Consider the following 19,903-nt stretch of genomic DNA (forward strand, 5'->3'; position numbering starts at 1 on the left):
TGGCGCGGTGGAAACGCGACACGGAAGCCTCCCCTCGGGGAGGCTTTGTTGCGTTTGGGCATTGGACATGCCGGCAATAAAAAAGCGCCGCGAGCGGCACTTGGTCTTGGAACGCTGGAACTTACAACATCAGGTTCAACATGCGATCGATGCGCACGCGGCTCAAGCGCGTCAGCAGCTTCTTGATCTGATCCGGATAGGTGCGCACGTCTTCCAGCTCACGGTAATGCAGCAGTTGCCGGCTGTGGCGCAGGATATTGTCCTGTTCCTGTTGGTTCTGGTGCTTGAGTTCGGCGTGAGGGTCGTTGATCAGCAGCGCGTTTTCCATGTCCAGCCGGAAAGCTCGCGGGTTGAGGTTATTGCCGGTCAAGAGCATGTGGCGCTGGTCGCTGAACATGCCTTTCAGGTGGTAAGTGTTATCGCCGTCTTTCCACAAATGAACGCGCAGCTGATTGGTGCCGATGTAATGGCGTTGGCGCTTGGCGAAGCGGCGCAGATTCATTTCGTAGAGATAGGGCAAGGCGCCGATGACCCGAAAGGGCTCGCTGGGCGGGATGTAGAAGTCGTTGGCGGTTTTGTCGCCGACGACGATGTCGATCTGCACGCCGCGTCGCAAGGCCTTGTTGATGGCGAGCACCACCGAACGCGGGAAATTGAAATAGGGGGTGCAGATGAACAGCGTGCTCTGGGTGTTGGCGATCAGATCCAGGATCACCGGGTTGAGCGCGTTGCCTTTGCCGATGCCGACAATGGGACTGATGGACAGGCCATCATGCGCGTCGGCATCATGCGGGAAGCGGTATTGGCTATGACTCAGCTTGTCGCGGAAGACGCGGATTTCCTTGCGGATGCTGCGGGTGGCCGGCGCCGGCTTGTCGAGCCGGAACACCGCGGGGTCATTGAAGAACTGCTCGTGCATATAGCCGGCCATCGTATCCGCCAGTGCCTGGCTGCGGATCAGGTGGTAACGGTCGAAGCGGTATTTGTCCAGCTTGTGCAGGTAGACATTGTTGATGCTGGCGCCGCTGTACAGCACCTGCTCGTCAATAATCAGGCCTTTCAGGTGCAGCACGCCGAATAACTCGCGGGTTTGCACCGGGATGCCGTAGATCGGAACATCGACGCTGTGCAACAAGGCTTGGGCGCGGTACCAGGCGGCATTGCAGCTGTCCTGACTTTCGCCGATGCGCCCGCGCTGGGCGCGATGCCAATCCACCATGACTCGGATATCCAGCTGCGGTTGCCGCTGCTTGGCGGCAAACAGCGCATCCAGCACTTCCTGCCCCGCCTCGTCGTGCTCCAGATAGAGCGCGGCGATGTAGATGCGGTGCTGGGCCTGAGCGATGGCGGCCAGCAGGCTAAGGCGGAAGTCTGCGGTCTGATGCAGGGTGGTGATGGCGTCGGCTTGCAGACGCAGCTTGGGCAGCTGAGCGAGCAACGATCTTTTTAGCAGAAATGCCATGTAAGCGTTGGAGTTTGACGTTTAATCGTGGAATCGTAGCATCGTTTTCGCTTCTTGGGGGAGTTGGCGCCCTGGCAATCCTTGCGCCAGCGCAGTTCCGCGCCAAATCGGGTTGGAAAGCGGGATACGACAGAGTCCATGGCAAGGCGGGGAGAAATGTGCAAAAATTCGTTCAACTAGATGAATTGCAGGTTTTCCAATGCTGGACCGGGACGGATACCGCCCCAATGTCGGAATCATCCTCATCAATGGCAAGAATGAGGTGTTCTGGGGCAAGCGAGTGCGTGAGCATTCCTGGCAGTTTCCGCAAGGCGGAATCAAGCCAGGCGAAAGTCCGGAAGCCGCGATGTATCGCGAGCTGCTGGAGGAGGTGGGTTTGCTGCCGCAACATGTGAAAATACTGGGCCGCACCCGCGACTGGATGCGTTATGAAGTGCCGACCAACTGGGTGCGCCGCGAGTGGCGCGGCAGCTATAAGGGGCAGAAGCAGATCTGGTTCCTGCTGAAGCTGGTGGGCCGCGAGTGCGATGTCTGTCTGCGCGCCAGCAGCCACCCTGAGTTCGATGGTTGGCGCTGGAATGAATACTGGGCGCCAGTGGACGCTGTGATCGAGTTCAAGCGCGATGTCTATGAGCGCGCGCTGGCCGAGTTAGCGCGTTTTCTGCGCGGGGTGGAGAGCCGAGAAGCGTATTTAACGCGCATTGGCCGCCCTCAGGAGCAGCACTGAGATGTTGGCGGGCGCGTCGTCGGCGCAGCCTGGATGCGATACGGCGGGCCTGGCCCGCTGTCTTTTTTTTCGCCGTGGCAGACTGCCGCGGCGTTTGGCGTAATTTGCTGGGCAACAAGATTTAAGACATGACGCAACAATACGATGAATCGTCGGTACGGGTGCTCAAGGGCTTGGAGCCGGTCAAGGAGCGGCCGGGGATGTATACCCGCACCACCGACCCCACCCATATTTGCCAGGAAGTGATAGACAACGCCGCCGACGAGGCGCTTGGCGGCTATGCGCGCAAGATCGCGGTGACGGTGCATCAGGATGGTTCGCTGTCGGTGGATGACGATGGCCGCGGGATACCGGTGGGCCTGCATCCGCAGGAGGGCGTGCCGGTGGTGGAACTGGTGTTCACCCGGCTGCACGCTGGCGGCAAGTTCAATAAGAAGGATGGCGGCGCCTATGCGTTTTCCGGCGGTCTGCACGGCGTCGGCGTCTCGGTGACCAATGCGCTGTCCACGCGGCTGGAAGTGGAGGTCAAGCGCGAGGGCGGCGTGCACCGCCTGGTGTTCTCCGGCGGCGACGTCATCGAGCCGCTGGCCCGGGTTGGCGATTGCGGCCCGCGCACCAGCGGCACCCGGGTGCGGGTATGGCCGGACGGCAAGTATTTTGAAAGCCCGCGTTATTCGCTGCCGGAACTGGAGCGTCTGCTGCGCGCCAAGGCGGTGTTGCTGCCCGGCGTGGCGGTGACGCTGATAGTGGAGCGTCCCAGCGGCGACGAGGTCAAGGTCTGGCAATATCCGGAAGGGTTGAAGAGCTATCTGGCCGAGCTGTGCAATGGCGATGAGCCGGTGGCGCCTCTGTTCGCCGGTGAGGCTTATATCGGCGATGATCACGAGCAATTCGCCAAGGGCGAGGGCGCGCAGTGGGCAATGGCCTGGTTCGAGGATGGCGCCAGCGGCGAGAGCTACGTCAACCTGATCCCGACCCCGGTGGGTGGCACCCACGAAGCGGGCTTGCGCGCCGGTGTGTTCGACGCGGTGAAGAGCTTCATCGACCACCACAATCTGCTGCCGCGCGGCGTCAAGCTGATGGCCGAGGACGTGTGGAGCCGTGTGCGCTTCGTGCTGTCCGCCCGGGTGCTGGATCCGCAGTTCCAGGGCCAGACCAAGGACAAGCTGACCAGCCGCGACGCCTTGAAACTGATTTCCGGCCTGGCGCGCGATCCGGTGGAGCTGTGGCTGAACCAGAACGTGGAGTCCGGCAAGAAAATCGCCGAACTGGCGATACGTCAGGCGCAATCGCGTCTGAAGTCGGTGAAGAAGGTGGAGAAGAAGAAGGGCTCCGGCGTGGCGGTGCTGCCCGGTAAACTGACTGATTGCGAGAGCGAGGATATCGAGCGCAACGAGCTGTTCCTGGTGGAGGGCGACTCCGCTGGCGGCTCGGCCAAGCTGGCGCGCGACAAAGAGTACCAGGCCATCCTGCCTCTGCGCGGCAAGGTGCTCAATAGTTGGGAAACCGACAAGGACCAGCTGTTCTCCAATGCTGAGATCCACGACATCTCGGTGGCCATCGGCGTGGACCCGCATGGGCCCAGCGATCACCCGGACCTGTCCGGCCAGCGCTACGGCAAAATCGCCATCCTGTCCGATGCCGACGTTGACGGCTCCCACATCCAGGTGCTGCTGCTGACGCTGTTCTTCCGCCATTTCCCGCGCCTGATCGAAAACGGCAATATCTATGTGGCCCAGCCTCCGCTGTTCCGCGTGGATGTGCCGGGCCAGGGCAAGCACCGTCCGCCGCGCAAGCTGTACGCGCTGGACGAAGGCGAGATGACCGCCATTCTGGACCGGTTGCGCAGCGAAGGCGTGCGTGAGAACGCCTGGGGCATTTCCCGCTTCAAAGGCCTGGGCGAGATGAACCCGGAGCAGTTGAAGGACACCACGATGAATCCGGACACCCGTCGCTTGTCGCAGGTGCGCGTGCGCGCCGGCGAGCTGGAGCAGACGCTGTCCACCTTCGTCATGCTGATGGGCAAGGGCGAGGCATCCAGCCGCCGCAGCTGGATGGAGGCCAACGGCAACGCGGTCGAAGCCGATATCTGAGCGACGACACGCGTTCAACGCCCCCGCAAGCCTGGCTTGCGGGGGCGTTGTCATGTCTGCGGTATCGCCGCAGCGCAGCGGATTCCAAACAGGTTCTTACCAGACGCGCAGTGTCTGTCCTGTCTGCACGCCTTCCACGCTGCGCACATAGGCCAGCGCGGCGCGCGCCGCCGGCACCGCCTCGAAGCCTGGGAAGAAGTCCTGGTACTGGCCCCAGGATTCCCGCAGCACATTGGGACTGACCACATTGATGCGGCGGCCGCGGTCCAATTCCACCGCCGCGCCGCGCACAAAGCCCTCCAGCGCCGAATTCACCGCGCTGGCATTGCTGCCGAAGCGGATGGGCTGCTCGCTGACGATGCCGCTGGTCAGCGTGATGGAGCCGCCTTCGTTCAGATAATGCTGACCGATCAGCGCCAGTTCCACCTGGCCCATCAGCTTATCGTTGAGGCCGATGCGGAACTGCTCGGCGCTCATTTCCGCCAATGGACCGAAATGCAGCTTGCCGGTGGCGCTGATGATGGCGTCCACCTTGCCGATGTGCTCGAACATCGCGTGGATGCTGGCGCCGTCGGTCAGATCCACCAGCACCTCGCCGCGGCGGCTGCCGGCCTTGATCAGTTGATGGTGGGACAGCGCCTGGCTGATGGCCTGGCCCAAGGTGCCGTGGGCACCGACGATGAGGATCTTTTTCATGGGGAATCTCCCGGACAAGTACAAGACCCGATCATTTTGCGCCCGCGCGGCGCACGGATTAATCCGCTAAGATGAACAAGATTGAAAACCATGGGTTATGAATGGCATGGATCGCCTATTGAGCATGGAACTGTTCGTGACCGTGGTGGAGCGCGGCAGCTTCACCGCGGCCGCGGAGGCGCACGGCCTGTCCCAACCCATGGTGGGCAAGCATATCGCCAGCCTGGAGCAGCGGCTGGGCGGCCGCCTGCTGGCGCGCACCACGCGCCGGCAACAACTGACCGAACTGGGTCGGCACTATTTCCAGCGTTGCCAATCCATTCTGGCGGAAATTCGCGCGGCGGAAAGCGGCGCCGAGTTGATGAGCGGCGCGCCGCGCGGCGTGCTGCGGATCAACGCCTCGGTGACCTTCGGTTCGCTGCGCCTGGCCGGCCTGCTGGCCGAGTTCATGCAAGCGTATCCGGACATCACCGTGGACCTGAGCTTGTCCGACGAACTGGTCGACCTGGTGGCCGATGGCTACGATGCCGCTTTCCGCATCGGTCAACTACCGGACTCCGGTCTGGTGGCCCGGCCATTGCAGCCCTACCGGATGATGGTGGCGGCGGCGCCGGCCTATCTGGCGCGCAAAGGGGTGCCACGAGTGTCGGCGGATCTGGCCGCGCATGATTGTCTGGGCTTCTCGCTATGGCGCAAGGATGATGGCTGGGAGTTGCTGGGCGCGGGCGAGTGGGGGCGCGCCAGCCGCTTCCAGTCCAACCACGGGCAGGCGCTACGCATGGTGGCGCTGGCCGGCGGCGGCATCGTGCTGCAGGCCGAGGCGCTGCTCGGCGACGATGTGGCGGCTGGACGGCTGGTGGAGCTGCTGCCAGGCTGCCTGCCGCCGCCCAAGCCCATGCACCTGATCTATCTGCCGGACCGCCAGCCTTTGCCCAAGTTGAGGGTGTTCATAGACTTCATTCTGCAACGCCTGGGCGGGTTGTGAGTTTTATTGACAGGGCTTGTCAACGATTTTCGTTTGAGCGCGAGTGCGCATCGGCGTAGCTTGCATACATTAAAGCAATGGCGAGGGGGAAACGGGGATGGAGCCGGATTTGCGGACGCCCAGCCGGCGTGAATTGTTCGCGGGCTTTTTCTCTATCGGCCTGACCGGCTTCGGCGGCGTGCTGCCGCAGGCGCACCGGATGATGGTGTTGCGCCGCCGCTGGCTGAGCGAAGCGGACTTCGCCGTGATGCTGGGCTTGGGGCAAGTGTTGCCGGGGCCGAATATCGTCAATGTCGCGGTGGCGGTGGGCAGTCGTTTTCACGGCGTCGGCGGAGCCGCCGCCGCCATCGCCGGGCTATTGCTGGCGCCCATGGTCATTGTGCTGCTGCTGGCGTCCTTTTATGGCCATTACCGTCAGCTGCCGTTGGTGCAGAACGTGCTGCATGGCCTGGCTTCCGCCGCCGCTGGCCTGATAGCGGCGATGGGGCTGCGCTTGCTGGCGCGCATCGAGCGCAAGCTGTGGTGCGGGCTGGTGGCCGCCTTGACCTTCTGTGCGCTGGGAATATGGCAATTGCCCTTGCTGTGGGCGTTGCTCTTGTTGGCGCCGGTCGCCATAGGCTTGGCCTGGCGCGACCGGCCGAAGGAGGGCGCATGATATTGCTGACGCTGCTGTGGCAGTTTTCCATGCTGTCGCTGGTGGCGGTGGGCGGCGCCAATGTGCTGATACCCGAGCTGCAGCGTCTGGTGGTGGAGCAAGGCTGGATGAACGCGCGCGAATTCGCCGCGTTGTTCGCCATCGCCCAGGCCGCGCCCGGCCCCAATGTGCTGGTGGTTTGTCTGATTGGTTGGCATGTGGCCGGGGTATCCGGCGCCGTGGTCAGCATGCTGGGCATTTGCGGGCCATCGTCCATCTTGAGTTTCTACGTGGCGCGCTGGTGGCAGCGCTATCAGCGGGCGCCGCTGACGCTGGCGATACAGCGTGGTCTGGCGCCGCTGACCATAGGGCTGGTGGCGGCTAGCGCCCTGTTGTTGAGCCAGGCGGCCAACGCCAGCGTCGGCGCCTGGTTGTTGTGCGGCGCGGTGGCATTGGCGGCTTGGCGCACCGCGCTCAACCCTTTGTGGCTGTTGCTGGCCGGCGCCGTGCTGGGCGGGCTGGGGCTATTATGAAACGTGGCCGGAGGCGGCCCTTGTTCTGGGAACGGAGTGCGATGCGAGTCTTGATCTGGCTGCTATTGTGCTGCTTGGCGCCATGGGCGCAGGGGCAAGGGCTATCAATCCGCTACGCCTTGGTGTCCGGGGAGCAGGACCCGCATCTGCCCTATATGCAGGCCTTGTTGCAACTGGCCTGCGGCGAGGCCAAACTTAGTTGCGAGCTGAGCAGCGCGCTGGACATGAACCAGGGGCGGGCGCTGGAACAGATGGCGCACGGCGATGCCGGCGTGGATTTGTTCTGGGGCATGAGTAGCCGCGAGCGCGAACAGAAGGCCTTGCCGGTGCGCATCCCGCTCTATAAGGGCTTGATTGGCTGGCGGGTGCCGCTGGTGTCGCAAAAGCGCGCCCGGCTGTTTGAAAAGGTGTTCACGCTGGCGGATCTGAAGGCGCTGAGCGCAGGCCAGGGGCAGGATTGGCCGGATCCCCAGATTCTGCGCGGCGCAGGCTTGCCGGTGGTGGCCAGCCCCCTGTACTTGCCGCTGTTCGCCATGCTGCGCCAGGGACGTTTTGACTATTTCCCGCGCAGCGTGATCGAGGTGGGGCAGGAGCTGGAGTCCGACGCCGCCAAAGGCCTGGCGTTGGATTCTTACGTGGTGCTGCATTACCCGGCGGCGTTTTACTTCTTCGTGTCGCCGCGCCGGCCGGAGCTGGCGCGGGCCTTGACCCAGGGCCTGGAGGCCGCCATCAAGGACGGCAGCTTCGACAAGCTGTTCCTGCGTTTCAACGGTCCGCGCTTGCGCGCCTTGAACCTGGCGCAACGGCGCATCATCGAATTGTCCAACCCTCTGCTGCCCAAGGAAACCCCGTTGCAGCGCAAGGAACTGTGGTTTTATCCGCGCTGAGACTCCTGCGGCAGCAAGTCCGTGAACACAAATCCATCCCGTTCCACTGTTTCGCCCACGGTGTGCGCCACCGGGCGCTGGAACATCGGTCCATCCCAGGCGAAGGAGTGGAATTCCCCGTATTCGCCGCATGGGTCGGCGTCCGGCGGCAAGGCATCCAGCAAAGCCTGGCCAAAGTCGCGGCCAGCCAACTCGCGCGGCAGCTTGCGCGGGTCCAGGCAGGTCAGCCTGGCTTTCAGGCCGCCGCGCAACATGGTCTGCGCCAGCTCGGCGGTGGGCAGGCCCCACAGCGGAAAGAGCGGCTCAATGCCGCTGCCGGCCAGATTGCGCTCGCGGTAGGCGCGCACATCCTTCAGGAACAGGTCGCCAAACGCCATATGACTGACGCCGTCGGCGCGGCAGGCGCTGACGAATTCCGCCATCCGGCTGGCGTAATCCTCGTTGCTGCAAGGGTAGGGGATGGTCAGCTGGCGCAGCGGCAAGCCCAGCGCCGCCGCCTGTTCGCACAGCAGTTCGACGCGGACCGCGTGCATGGCCACGCGCTGGAAGGCCTGGTTGACGGTGGTGAACAGCCCGACCACTTCGACATCGGGGTCCTGGCGCAGCACATGCAGCGCCCAGGCGCTGTCCTTGCCGCTGCTCCAGGACAAGAGTACGGTTTTCTTCATGGCGCATAGCTTAGCCGTGCTGAGGCGCGCCGCCAAGCGGGGGGACTGGGCCGGGGGAGTCGGGTATAATGACGCTCTATTTTTTCGTCATTCAGGACTGATTGCCGCATGACCCAGCTCAAGAACGATACCTTCCTGCGCGCGCTGCTTGGCCAGCCCGTCGAATACACCCCGATCTGGATGATGCGCCAGGCGGGCCGCTATTTGCCGGAGTACCGCGCCACTCGCAGCCGGGCCGGCAGCTTCATGGGCCTGTGCACCAGTCCTGACTACGCCACTGAAGTCACCTTGCAGCCGCTGGAGCGCTTCCCGCTGGACGCAGCCATTCTGTTCTCCGACATCCTGACCGTGCCGGACGCCATGGGCCTGGGCTTGTATTTCGCCGAAGGCGAGGGCCCCAAGTTCGAGCGTCCGTTGCGCGACGAAGCCGCGGTTCACGCGCTGGCGGTGCCGGCGCTGGACAAGCTGAGCTATGTCTTCGACGCCGTGTCCAGCATCCGCAAGGCGCTGGATGGCCGCGTGCCGCTGATCGGCTTCTCCGGCAGCCCGTTCACCCTGGCCTGCTACATGATTGAAGGCGGCGGCTCCGATGACTTCCGCCACGTCAAGGCCATGCTTTACAGCCGTCCGGAACTGCTGCATCACATCTTGGATGTGAACGCCCGCACCGTGATCGACTACCTGAACGCCCAAATCGACGCCGGCGCGCAAGCGGTGCAGATCTTCGACACTTGGGGCGGCGCGCTGACCCAGGCGGCCTACCGTGAGTTCTCGCTGGCCTATATGCGCCAGATCGTCGCCGGCTTGAAACGCGAGGCCGACGGCCGCCGCGTGCCGGTGATCGTGTTCACCAAGGGCGGCGGGCAGTGGCTGGAAGAGATCGCGGCCATCGGCGCCGACTGCGTGGGCCTGGACTGGACCACGGACCTGGGCGCCGCGCGCGCGCGGGTGGGCGGCAAAGTGGCGCTGCAAGGCAATTTCGATCCCAATGCGCTGTTCGCCGAGCCCGCCGCCATCGAGCGCGAAGTGGCGCGCATCCTGGCCAGCTACGGCACCGGCAGCGGTCATGTCTTCAATCTAGGCCACGGTATCTCCCAGCACGTCAAGCCGGAGCACGCCGGCGCGTTGGTTGAAGCGGTGCATCGCTTGTCGCGGCCATATCACGCCGCCGGCTGAAACCGGCGCCAGTTCATTTGCATTTTTTTGCCGACCGGCGCGTTTCCCATGCGCCGCTGCACCAGGCTGGAGCATGGCGGCGGGCATTAAAGCCCGCCTTATCAGACTGTGAAGCCATCGCCAGCTGCTATTAGCGCCGCAAGTGGAAAAGGATTTGTTTTTTCAACAGAAAATTTAACTTTTCCCTCGCCGCCGCTTGGCGCGCGCCGGGGTATCGATGCTTGTCCGGCCGATGGTTCGCCTGCGGCCGGATTGCATTTTTGCACTTGGGTTAATAAGGATATTGACAAGAAGAACGGTAGTTGTTCTCGGAGTTATGCACATCTCCTAGTCAGAGTTCCAGTCCTTGTCAAGCCGATTGCTCATGTTTTTTTCTGCAATTTAAGTCTTTGAAAATAAAAGAAAAAATTATTGATTAATTTTTGTGCAATCTAATGGAAACGCTGTTCTAGCGCCATTTCGGCGGTAGACCGGCATCTTGTTCACAAAGTTATCCACAGCATCTGTGCACAGTGGCCGCAAAGCCTTGTCACAACAGCATTTGTCTTCGGGAGCGCTCCGGATGGGGCAACACAGCATTGTGCAAGTGGCCGTGGATGTGCCGCTGCCAGGTACGTTCAGCTACCTGACCCAGTTGTCTGTCATGATTGGGCAAAGAGTGGCGGTTTCCTTCGGACCGCGCCGGCTTTGTGGCGTGGTTGTCACGGATATACCTCAGCAGGGTATCGAGCCGGCCAAGCTCAAAAGCATAGACGCGGTGCTGAGCGGCCTGCCGCCGTTGCCGGAAGACTTCATGGCCCTGGTTCGCTTCGCCGCCGATTACTACCACCATCCACTGGGCCAGACCCTGTTCACCGCCTTGCCCACCGGCCTGCGCGAGCCACGGGATATCCAATTGCCGGACGAACGCCCCTACGCGTTGACGCCGCTGGGCGAGGCGGAAGCGCCGCCGGCGCGCCAGCGCGCCAGGCTGGGGCTATGGCAGGCGTTGCAGGATGGCCCGCTGACGCTTGCCGCCGCCAAGGCGGTGACGCCGCAGGCCGGCAAAGTGCTGGCGGACTGGCTGGCGGAAGACAAGGTCCGCCGCGTGGAACCGGAAGCGCAGCCCTTGCGGGTGGCGGACAGCCCCGAGCTGAACGAAGAACAACAGGCTGCGCTGGATGCCTTGCGTGGCCAGGCGGGCTATCAACCGTGGCTGCTGCACGGCATTACCGGCAGCGGCAAGACCGAAGTCTATCTACAACTGATCGCCGATCATCTGGCCGCCGGCCGCCAAGTGCTGGTGCTGGTGCCGGAAATCAATCTGACCCCGCAACTGATCACCCGCTTCACCCAGCGTTTTCCCGCCAGCCGCATCGCTGTGCAGCACAGCCACCTGGCCGATGGCGAGCGCCTGAAGGGTTGGCTCGATGGCTGGCAAGGCCGCGCCGATGTGGTGATAGGCACCCGCTTGTCCGTGTTCACTCCGCTGCCGCGCCTGGGGTTGATCGTGGTGGACGAGGAGCACGACGGCTCCTTCAAGCAGCAGGATGGCCTGCGCTACCATGCGCGCGATCTGGCGATCTGGCGCGCGCGCCGGGCCGCTGTGCCCATCCTGCTGGGCTCGGCCACGCCCAGCCTGGAAACCATGGCCAATGTCGAAGCCGGCCGTTATCGCCGGCTATTCCTGAGCCGGCGCGCGCATGGCGCGGCCAGGCTGCCGGATGTCCGCTTGGTCGACGTGCGGCGGCAAAAACTGGCCGAAGGCCTGTCCGAACCGGTGATCGAAGCATTGCGCCAGCGCCTGGCGCGCGGCGAAATGAGCTTGGTGTTCATCAACCGCCGCGGTTTCGCGCCGGTGGTGGCCTGCACCGATTGCGGCTGGACCAGCGGCTGCCCGCGCTGCTCCGCCAAGCTGGTGGTGCACCTGCTGGAGCGCAAGCTGCGTTGCCACCATTGCGGTTGGGAAGAAGCGGTGCCGCGCGCCTGCCCGGACTGCGGCAATCCCGACATCAAACCGCTGGGCGAGGGCACCCAGCGGCTGGAATCGGCGCTGACGCGCCTATTCCCCACTGCGCGCATTCTGCGCATAGACCGCGACACCACCAGCCGCAAGGAAGCCTGGGACGATATCTACCGCAAAGTGCACGCCGGCGAGGTCGACATGCTGGTGGGCACCCAGATGCTGGCCAAGGGCCACGACTTCGGCACCCTGTCGCTGGTGGTGGCGCTGGGAGCGGACGGCGGTCTGTACTCCGCGGATTTCCGCGCCTCCGAACGGCTGTTCGCGCAACTGATGCAAGTGGCCGGCCGCGCCGGCCGCGCCGATGCCCCCGGCGAAGTGCTGATCCAGACCCAATGGCCGGATCATGAGCTATACCAGGCGTTGGCGCGCCACGATTTCGACGGCTACGCCAACACCTTGTTGGACGAGCGTCGCATCGCCGGCTTCCCGCCCTGCGCCTATCAGGCCTTGCTGCGCGCCGACAGCCCCAGCCTGGAACAGGCCTCCGCCTTCTTGGCCGAGGCGCGCCGGCTGGCCGAGCCCTTGAGCGCGCAAGTGCTGATCTCCGGCCCGGCGCCGGCGCTGATGGTGAGGCTGGCCAATCGCGAGCGCGCCCAACTGGTGTTGGAAGCGCCGCAGCGGCAAGCGCTGCACGCCTTTTTGAATCAACTGCTGCCACAGCTGGACGCGGTGGCCAAGCGCCATGGCCGCGGCCTGCGCTGGTCGCTGGATGTAGACCCACAAGACATGTGATCGCCGAATGAACGCTACTCTCAAGAAAACCCTATTGGCCGGCTGCCTGCTGCTGGCTGCCTGGCCTGCTCTCGCCATGGACCTGCATGGCCTCAAGCCGGAAGAAGTGGCGGTTTGGGCCGCGCCGGTGGAAAGCGGCAAGACGCTGGCCGGCCACCGCGCCGACAGCGCGGTCAATCCCGCCTCCACCATGAAGCTGATCACCAGCTGGAGCGCGTTGAATCTGCTCAAGCCCGGCTATCACTGGCATACCGGCCTCTGGTCCGCCGCGCCGCTGCGCGACGGCGCCTTGCAAGGGGATCTTTACTGGCTGGGCGCTGGTGATCCGCGCTTCAACAACGACAGCCTGCTCAAGCTGCTGTATGAGCTGCGGCTGCGCGGCGTCAAACAGATAGATGGCCGCCTGCTGTTGGACAAGAGCGCCTTCAAGGGCATTTCCAGCGCCCATGACTTCGACGAAGACCTGGGCCGTGCGTTTACCGTGGAGCCGGACAGCCACCTGACCAATCTGAAAGTGGCCTGGCTCAACTTCTATGTCGACGCCGCCGGCGCGCGCGTGGCGCTGGACCCGCCGCTGGCCGGCGTCCGCGTCAATGCCAAGCTGCAGGCCGGCGGCCAGGGCGGCCCGAACGACTGCTCCGATGTGCGCCGCTACGCCACGATCAGCAACGACGCCAATTCCGTCACCGTCAGCGGCACCTTGCCCGCCAGCTGCGACGGCGCCAAGACCTTCGTCAACGTGCTGGACCACGATGCCTTCGCCAGCCAGGACTTCGCCGCGCTGTGGCAGGCGCTGGGCGGTGCCGGGCCCAAGGGCGCCGGACAGGGGCGGGTGCCGGCCGGCGCGCGGGAACTGGCGGGGCACGACTCCCAGCCGCTGACCGTGGCGATCAGCGACATTAATAAATACAGCAACAACACCATGGCGCGCACCTTGTTCCTGACCCTGGGCAAGGAGGGCGGCGGTGGCGAGGATACCCGCGCCAACGCCGAACACGCGGTGCGGCGGTTGCTGGCGGCCAACGGCATTTCCGACGAGACGCTGGTGTTGGAGAACGGCTCCGGTCTGTCGCGCCGCGAACGCGTGAGCGCGCGGCTAATGGGGCAGGTGTTGCTCAATGCCGCGCGCGGCCCCTACGCCAGCGAATTCCTGGCCAGCCTGCCCATCGCCGGTGAAGACGGCACCCTGAAAAAACGCTTCGCCGATCAAGGCCCGCGGCTGCGGATGAAGACCGGCACCCTCAAGGATGTCAAGGCGCTGGCCGGCTACTGGCTGGGCGCGGATGGCCGCCGGCTGGCGCTGGCGGTGATCGTCAACAGCCCGCGCGCGCCGGAAATGGGCAAGGCGATGGATCAGATCGTCGCCGATCTGATCGATCAGTTCGAAGCCGCCAAATAAGCTGGGGCGGATTGACGGTTTCGGCGCGCGCGGCGCGCGTATAATATCGGGTTTTGCGCTCCTCGCCGGAGCGCCCGAACCCGCGAGAGCCATTGATGAAACCCGTAACCATGTACACCACTGCGGTCTGCCCCTACTGCATCCGCGCCAAGCAAGTACTGTCCGCCAAGGGCGTGGCCGACATCAAGGAAATCCGCATCGACCTGGACCCGGTCGAGCGCGACAAAATGATGGATCTGACCGGCCGCCGCACCGTGCCGCAGATCTTCATCGGCGACACCCACGTCGGCGGCTGTGACGACCTGATCGCGCTGAACCAAGCCGGCAAGCTGGACCTGCTGCTGGCCGATTGAGCCCGCTTGCCCGCGATCAAGCCCCGGCTTGCGGGCGGTTGGCCCTGAACCGCTTTCGTGCGATGATGCAGGCCTGTTTACACCATTCCAAAACCGGCCGCTTGCGAGCGGCCTCCGTGTGAGAAAAGACATGAGCGAACAACAAGAGCTGCAACCGGCGTTCTCCATCGAGAAGATCTATGTGAAGGACATGTCCCTGGAAGTGCCGAACGCGCCGCAGGTGTTCCTGGAGCAAGAACAGCCGGAAATCGACATGCAGCTGGCCAGCGAAGGCAAGCAGCTGGACGATGGCTACTATGAAGTCACCCTGACCGTGACCGTGACCGCCAAGCTGCCGGAAAAAACCATGTTCCTGTGCGAAGTGGGCCAGTCCGGCATCTTCCAGATCCGCAACGTGCCGGCCGAAGACATCGACCCGATCCTGGGCGTGGCTTGCCCCAACATCCTGTTCCCCTACGCGCGCGAAGCCGTGTCCAGCGTAGTGAACCGCGCGGGCTTCCCGCCGGTGCTGCTGTCGCCGATCAACTTCGAAGCCCTGTACATGCAGCAGCGTGCGCAACTGGCCGAAGCCGGCAACGCCTGAGGCGAAACCAGTGATGAAACGCCTCGTATACCCGCTGGCGCTGAGCCTGGGCCTGCTGGCCCACAGCGCGGCCGCTCTTGAGTTTCGCTCGGTCAAGGAAACCGGCGTGGCGCTGTACGAGGCGCCGGCGCTCACCTCGAAGAAACTGTTCGTGGTGAGCCGCTACTATCCGGTGGAAGTGCTGAGCAGCCAGAAGGAATGGTCGCGCGTGCGCGACGCCACCGGCGGCATCGCCTGGATTCCGGCGGCCGCGCTATCCAAACAGCGTTGGCTGCTGATCACGGTCGACAAGGCCGAAGTGCGCGCCACTCCGGCCAACGACGGCCTGCTGGCCTATACCGTGCCCAAGGATGGCGTGGTGGAATTGCAAGAGCCGCCCAAGGGCGGCTGGGTCAAAGTGCGCCACCGCGACGGCAGCATCGGCTATGCTCGTATTACCGACCTCTGGGGCTTGTAAGGGCTACGCATGAAACTGGCCATCCTGGGCGCTGGCGCATGGGGCACCGCCCTGGCCATCGCCTTTGCCCGTCATCACCAAGTGACGCTGTGGGCGCGCGACGCCAACCAAGTGGCCGAACTGGCCGCCAACCGCGTCAATCGGCGCTATCTGCCCGACTGCCCGTTCCCGGACGCGCTCAAGCTATCCGCGGAACTGCCGCGCGCCATCCACGACGCCGAACTCATCCTCATCGTTACGCCGATGGCCGGGCTGCGGCCCACGCTGCGGGCGCTGACCGCCCTGTCCTCGCAACTGCCGCCGCTGCTATGGGCCTGCAAGGGCTTCGAAGCCGGCTCCAGCCTGCTGCCGCACCAAGTGGTGGCCGAGGAACTGCCGGCCAACCACCGCTGCGGCGTGCTGTCCGGCCCCAGCTTCGCGCGAGAAGTGGCTCAGGGCTTGCCGGCGGCGGCGGCCATCGCCTCCGACGACGACGCCTTCGCCCGCCAAGTGGCGCGCGATCTGCACAGCCCGCTGCTGCGCCTGTACGCCAATGCCGACCTGGTGGGGGTGGAAGTGGGCGGCGCGGTCAAGAACGTGATGGCCATCGCCACCGGTGTGGCCGACGGCCTGGAATACGGCATGAACGCCCGCGCCGCGCTGATCACTCGCGGCCTGGCCGAAATCACCCGCCTGGCCACCGCGCTGGGCGCCAGCCAGCACACCATGATGGGCCTGGCCGGCATGGGCGACTTGATCCTCACCTGCACCGGCGCGCTGTCGCGCAACCGCCAGGTGGGTCTGAAACTGGCCGAAGGCAAGCCGCTGGCGCAAGTGTTGCAGGAACTGGGCCATGTCGCCGAAGGCGTGGCCACCGCCCGTGAAGTGCTGACCATGGCCGAGCGGCTGGAAGTGGACATGCCCATCACCGCCGCGGTCTGCGGCCTGCTCTACCAGGGTCATGACCCGCAGCAAGTGGTGCAGGGCTTGCTGAGTCGATCGCCCAAGTCCGAGGATGGCGATCTGCTGCAGTGAGCCAGGCGCCGGCGCCATCGGCTGGATGCGAAAACGGACCGCTGCCCCAGGACCTCGGTCCGTTTTTCATTGCCGGCGTGGTGTAGCGGGAGGTAACACCGCCCCTGCCTGTGTCAGCCACCACTATCCGCTGCAGGAATGGCTCCGGCAATATGCGCAGTGACTTGCCGGCGAAGTGCTGCCCTCATGGCACAGCGGCGCGGTACCGGTACGATGTCAGGCTCCTTGGCGGGCTTCTGGCGCCGTGGTTTGACAACGGCATTCAGGGGGGCGGAGAGCGCTGGCGCATGCGGATCAGGGAAAAGCGGGTTTTGTGCCAGCCCGTCGTACTGCCAAATGGGTGCGGCAGGCGAATGACAGGGCTGACAGACCGGATACAGGCAACCGGTAGGTGCATAGCACCTCCCCGCCATCCGCCTGCCCTGTCGGGCTGGCAGAGACTCGTTGGTATTGGGCCGTCACCCCAATAGACGGTGGATGAGCTGACGCGCGGAGATTGTTACGGGTTGAGGCGGGAGGGTCAAGGCAGCGCATCGGATCATGCCGAAGTTATGCCTTGACCAGGAGGCGGAGAAGCTATCGCGGCAGGGTGGCGGTTTGTTCCGGGGTTTTCAGTTTGGCCAGCAGGCTGACGGAGAGCACGATCACCGCGGCGCCAACCCAGAAACGGCCGCTGGGAGCATTGCTCCAGACCAGCCAGTCAGATAGCGCGGACAGAATGACGCCAGTGAAGATGAAGGGCGTGATCTCGCTGATATCGGACAGCTTGAAGGCCTTGGTGATGAAGATCTGAAAGGCCAGGCCGAAAATCCCCACCATCAGCAAGGACAGCGTATCTGTCCAGGAGGGCCATACCCAGCCGTAGGCGGTGAATAGTGGAATGGCGATGCTGCTGCTGGCATAGAAATAGAAAATGATCTCTAGTGAAGAATGGTCCTTGCTCAGTTGCTTGATGCCGATATAGGCCAGCGCGGCAAAGGCGGCGCTCAATACTCCTATCGACAGATACAGGCTGCTGATTTCGGCTTGCGGCGTGTAAAAGATGATGCAGATGCCGGCAAAGCCCAGCACCGTGCACAAGATGGTGGACCAGGAGGCTCTGCTTTTGAAGATGAGCAGCATGAACAGCGGCACGAACAGCGTCGAGGTATTAGTCAGCAGGATGGCGGTGGACACCGGCAGGTATTTCAGGCTGTAGAACATGAGCAGCATGCTGAGTAGTCCGGCCGCGTTTCTCAGTAGACTGTATTTGAAGTTGTGCATCTTGAAATTGAACTGGGAGCTGTTGAACACGAAGGGCAAGATAAAGAGCAGGCCGATGAAAAACCGGAAAAACAAAATTTGGCTGGGAGGAATATTGCTGGAGGAGACTTTGACGAACACTCCCATGATGACAATGCTGGCGTAGGCGATCAGCATGAATAAAATGGATTTATGGAAGCGTTTGATTTTACCGCGAAAATGGCGCTGGGACGGGGTGTGCATGAGCAACAAGCCTGTGTGTGATGGCCCCGACACCTGCCGTGGCGGGGCCGATAGGTGTGGCGGGATGGCAGTCGGGTTGGTTTGGCCTGTTACGACATCAGGCGGCGAGGGGCAGTCTGCCGTTGCTTAAGTAATGCTTGATGTCGATTAGGTCCATTCCGTCGAAGAAGTCGCTGGCAATCGCCCGTCCTTGCGAAAAATAGCAAGTATCGTTCAATACCGAAGAGAAGTAGATCAATGACTTCATTACGTTGGATTCATATCCGGCATGCAGACCCAAGCTATACCAAGGCAGCATCACATAGGGAATGTCTTGAGAAAGATAGCGCTCTTGCATTGAGACCGGGCAAAGCTTGAGCGTGTTGTGAGCCGGGGATTGGGTGAAAAAATCGTAATAGGATGTATAGCTGTAAGCATAAAACCGATTCATCAGCTCCAGGTAACTGGGCATCCTGAAGCCATAAATCTCACCTATTTTCATCCGGTCAGCGTCCAGGGTAGCAATGATATTGGCGATGTCGCGGCTGATGCCCTCCTTGTAAAAATAGAAATCAGCTCCGCCTTTGCCTATCCGGCCGGCATTGGTCACCATTAGGGTAGGGTGGCTGATGGCACTCGTGATATTGAGCCCCATTTCCAGGATGTTGGTGCTGGCTTGCAATTGCGAAGGAAAGTGTCCAGCTATCTTATTTTTAATGTATGAAGTATTGCATGCGGGCATGGCGGCGATGTCAATTTTTTGCTTGATATCGATAATGTTGACCTCGCCGCCTTCTTGGGCGCGGCAGGCGTAAGGCAGTGAGGCGATGTCGGCAAGGTGGATGTCACGCTCCTTGCCGGCTTTGACCAGCTCTTGATGAAAATAAAGTGAGCTGAAGTTACCGGCCAAGGTAATCACGATCTGTCCTTTTTTCAGGAAAGGCAGCATTTTCCTGAATTGAGGCAGGTGAGCATGGGTGGGGAGCGATAAGTAGATCACCTCGGCGCCCAGTAAAGCCAGCTCGATATCGGTGGTCAGTAGTTCTAACCTGGCACTGGCTTTTAACTTGCCTTGTAGAGTGATGGTGTTATTGCGGATAGTGTGCAGATGCCCAGGATGGCTTTCATCCGCATGGAGCGTAACGGTATTGCCGAGCAAGGTCAGTTGGGCTGCAAGCGCTTGTCCACCGTGGCCACAACCAAGAATAGTTATGTTCATGTTGACTTTCCTTTAGCTGATCAATTACTAACCATGGAAGTAAATGCCTGTCGGCAGCTGATGTTTGACTTTCTTAAACCAACTTGCAGCAGGCTGTTTTATTGAAAACCCTACACCTGCTAAAGGGTCAATTATTGTTTTGTAAATATGTGGTAAATATTTTTGATTGTTTATTAAATTCTCGATTGGGTCTCGGCTTGTATGTGTTGACTGTTTTTAATGTGAATATATTTATTATGTTGAAATTGGCTTGCACCCTTGGTGAGTCTTGGAACGGTCCGGATAAGCCTGTTCCAGTGTGCTGTGAGTGTGCTGTCGGCTTGCATGTTGGCGAAGGCGGGCTGAGGTGGGGTGCGGGCTGTTGCCGCTATGGGGGTCTGTTTGGACTGGCTTGGCCGTAGCGGCAATGAATGAGTGGGGGGCTTGCCGGCGCGGTGATGGCGCCTGGATGGGGAGAATGCTGGTGTGAAGGGTGGTTGGGCTGGCGGCGTTCAGGATGCGAAGTAGCGCCGCCAATAGGCTTCCCTGCATGCACTGTTGAAGCTGACTTGAGTGGGATGGATGGGAGCGCCAGGAGCTTGGCGCGTCACTTCGTAGCGGATCCAACATTCGGTGCAGGCGGCCTCGCTCGGGAAATCGTCCTGTTCCGTCATTCGCGTGACGATGGCTCCATCGTCAAAAACATAGGCCTGCTGTTCCGAGACAACCGTGTGACCCTGGTCGGTCCAACTGTTCCGGCTGGAGCTTTGCAGTCGAGCGCGACGTGGAGAAGGCGATCCCTGGATGGCGTTGACGTAGTTGACCAGATGGCTCATG

Annotated in this window: 19 protein-coding genes; 13 read left to right on the top strand and 6 right to left on the bottom strand. The window is 62.5% G+C overall.

Features of this window, described 5'->3' with window-relative positions; translation table 11 throughout:
- Positions 1-121: 121 nt before the first annotated feature.
- Positions 122-1,462, bottom strand: coding sequence for a CDP-diacylglycerol--serine O-phosphatidyltransferase (pssA, locus tag ACE3QM_RS15075; protein WP_374422991.1), 1,341 nt, complete (start codon positions 1,460-1,462; stop codon positions 122-124).
- Between the two features lie 199 nt (positions 1,463-1,661).
- Here pssA and ACE3QM_RS15080 point away from each other — a divergent pair, with 199 nt between their 5' ends.
- Together ACE3QM_RS15080 and parE are read left to right on the top strand one after the other, a co-directional pair.
- A complete protein-coding gene (locus tag ACE3QM_RS15080; protein WP_048409938.1) occupies positions 1,662-2,189 on the top strand; it encodes an RNA pyrophosphohydrolase in 528 nt (175 codons plus the stop codon).
- A gap of 128 nt (positions 2,190-2,317) precedes the next feature.
- Positions 2,318-4,282: a DNA topoisomerase IV subunit B gene (gene parE, locus ACE3QM_RS15085; protein WP_231461186.1), complete on the top strand. Its 1,965-nt coding sequence runs from the start codon at positions 2,318-2,320 to the stop codon at positions 4,280-4,282.
- 96 nt (positions 4,283-4,378) lie between these two features.
- Here parE and ACE3QM_RS15090 read toward each other — a convergent pair whose 3' ends face one another.
- Positions 4,379-4,978, bottom strand: a complete 600-nt coding sequence (locus tag ACE3QM_RS15090; RefSeq protein ID WP_374422994.1) for a short chain dehydrogenase — start codon at positions 4,976-4,978, stop codon at positions 4,379-4,381.
- A 106-nt stretch (positions 4,979-5,084) separates the two neighbouring features.
- On the opposite strand from ACE3QM_RS15090, the gene ACE3QM_RS15095 reads away from it, so the two are divergent.
- The 4 genes from ACE3QM_RS15095 (at position 5,085) to ACE3QM_RS15110 (ending at position 8,017) form a co-directional block, all read left to right on the top strand.
- Positions 5,085-5,963, top strand: a complete 879-nt coding sequence (locus tag ACE3QM_RS15095; RefSeq protein WP_374422996.1) for a LysR family transcriptional regulator — start codon at positions 5,085-5,087, stop codon at positions 5,961-5,963.
- Positions 5,964-6,060: 97 nt separating this feature from the next.
- Positions 6,061-6,618 carry a chromate transporter gene (locus ACE3QM_RS15100; RefSeq protein ID WP_231461189.1) on the top strand — a complete coding sequence of 186 codons (558 nt, stop codon included), beginning with the start codon at positions 6,061-6,063 and terminating at the stop codon, positions 6,616-6,618.
- Entirely contained in the window at positions 6,615-7,130 is a 516-nt protein-coding gene (locus ACE3QM_RS15105; RefSeq protein WP_374422998.1) for a chromate transporter, read from the top strand. Before ACE3QM_RS15100 ends, ACE3QM_RS15105 begins: the two co-directional genes overlap by 4 nt.
- A gap of 41 nt (positions 7,131-7,171) precedes the next feature.
- Complete coding sequence (locus ACE3QM_RS15110) at positions 7,172-8,017, top strand: substrate-binding periplasmic protein (RefSeq protein ID WP_374423000.1); 846 nt, start codon at positions 7,172-7,174, stop codon at positions 8,015-8,017.
- Here ACE3QM_RS15110 and ACE3QM_RS15115 read toward each other — a convergent pair.
- Positions 8,005-8,685 (bottom strand): ATP-binding protein, encoded by a 681-nt coding sequence (locus ACE3QM_RS15115; protein ID WP_374423002.1) that lies wholly within the window; start codon positions 8,683-8,685, stop codon positions 8,005-8,007. The two genes, ACE3QM_RS15110 and ACE3QM_RS15115, sit on opposite strands and share 13 nt — an antisense overlap.
- 108 nt (positions 8,686-8,793) lie before the next feature.
- On the opposite strand from ACE3QM_RS15115, the gene hemE reads away from it, so the two are divergent.
- From hemE to ACE3QM_RS15150, 7 genes are all read left to right on the top strand, one after another.
- Entirely contained in the window at positions 8,794-9,861 is a 1,068-nt protein-coding gene (gene hemE, locus ACE3QM_RS15120; protein ID WP_374423004.1) for a uroporphyrinogen decarboxylase, read from the top strand.
- Positions 9,862-10,423: 562 nt separating this feature from the next.
- Positions 10,424-12,598, top strand: a complete 2,175-nt coding sequence (locus ACE3QM_RS15125; protein ID WP_374423007.1) for a primosomal protein N' — start codon at positions 10,424-10,426, stop codon at positions 12,596-12,598.
- Positions 12,599-12,605: 7 nt separating this feature from the next.
- Positions 12,606-13,997: a D-alanyl-D-alanine carboxypeptidase/D-alanyl-D-alanine-endopeptidase gene (dacB, locus tag ACE3QM_RS15130; protein WP_374423009.1), complete on the top strand. Its 1,392-nt coding sequence runs from the start codon at positions 12,606-12,608 to the stop codon at positions 13,995-13,997.
- 95 nt (positions 13,998-14,092) lie between these two features.
- The gene (gene grxC / locus ACE3QM_RS15135) at positions 14,093-14,350 is read left to right on the top strand and encodes a glutaredoxin 3 (protein WP_048409928.1); all 258 of its coding nucleotides are present in this window, start codon (positions 14,093-14,095) and stop codon (positions 14,348-14,350) included.
- A 130-nt stretch (positions 14,351-14,480) separates the two neighbouring features.
- Entirely contained in the window at positions 14,481-14,933 is a 453-nt protein-coding gene (secB, locus tag ACE3QM_RS15140; protein ID WP_374423012.1) for a protein-export chaperone SecB, read from the top strand.
- A 13-nt stretch (positions 14,934-14,946) separates the two neighbouring features.
- The gene (locus ACE3QM_RS15145; protein ID WP_374423014.1) at positions 14,947-15,390 is read left to right on the top strand and encodes an SH3 domain-containing protein; all 444 of its coding nucleotides are present in this window, start codon (positions 14,947-14,949) and stop codon (positions 15,388-15,390) included.
- A 9-nt stretch (positions 15,391-15,399) separates the two neighbouring features.
- Positions 15,400-16,404 carry an NAD(P)H-dependent glycerol-3-phosphate dehydrogenase gene (locus tag ACE3QM_RS15150; protein WP_374423016.1) on the top strand — a complete coding sequence of 335 codons (1,005 nt, stop codon included), beginning with the start codon at positions 15,400-15,402 and terminating at the stop codon, positions 16,402-16,404.
- A 576-nt stretch (positions 16,405-16,980) separates the two neighbouring features.
- Here the strand turns inward: ACE3QM_RS15150 and ACE3QM_RS15155 are convergent.
- The 3 genes from ACE3QM_RS15155 to ACE3QM_RS15165 all read right to left on the bottom strand — a co-directional run bounded on the left by ACE3QM_RS15155 (position 16,981) and on the right by ACE3QM_RS15165 (position 19,902).
- Positions 16,981-17,889 carry a DMT family transporter gene (locus ACE3QM_RS15155; protein WP_374423018.1) on the bottom strand — a complete coding sequence of 303 codons (909 nt, stop codon included), beginning with the start codon at positions 17,887-17,889 and terminating at the stop codon, positions 16,981-16,983.
- 97 nt (positions 17,890-17,986) lie between these two features.
- Positions 17,987-19,087, bottom strand: coding sequence for an NAD/NADP-dependent octopine/nopaline dehydrogenase family protein (locus ACE3QM_RS15160; RefSeq protein WP_053074373.1), 1,101 nt, complete (start codon positions 19,085-19,087; stop codon positions 17,987-17,989).
- A 491-nt stretch (positions 19,088-19,578) separates the two neighbouring features.
- The gene (locus ACE3QM_RS15165) at positions 19,579-19,902 is read right to left on the bottom strand and encodes a hypothetical protein (RefSeq protein ID WP_156183848.1); all 324 of its coding nucleotides are present in this window, start codon (positions 19,900-19,902) and stop codon (positions 19,579-19,581) included.
- Position 19,903: the final 1 nt, after the last annotated feature.

Source organism: Chromobacterium sp. (assembly GCF_041912965.1).
GTDB lineage: Bacteria > Pseudomonadota > Gammaproteobacteria > Burkholderiales > Chromobacteriaceae > Chromobacterium > Chromobacterium aquaticum.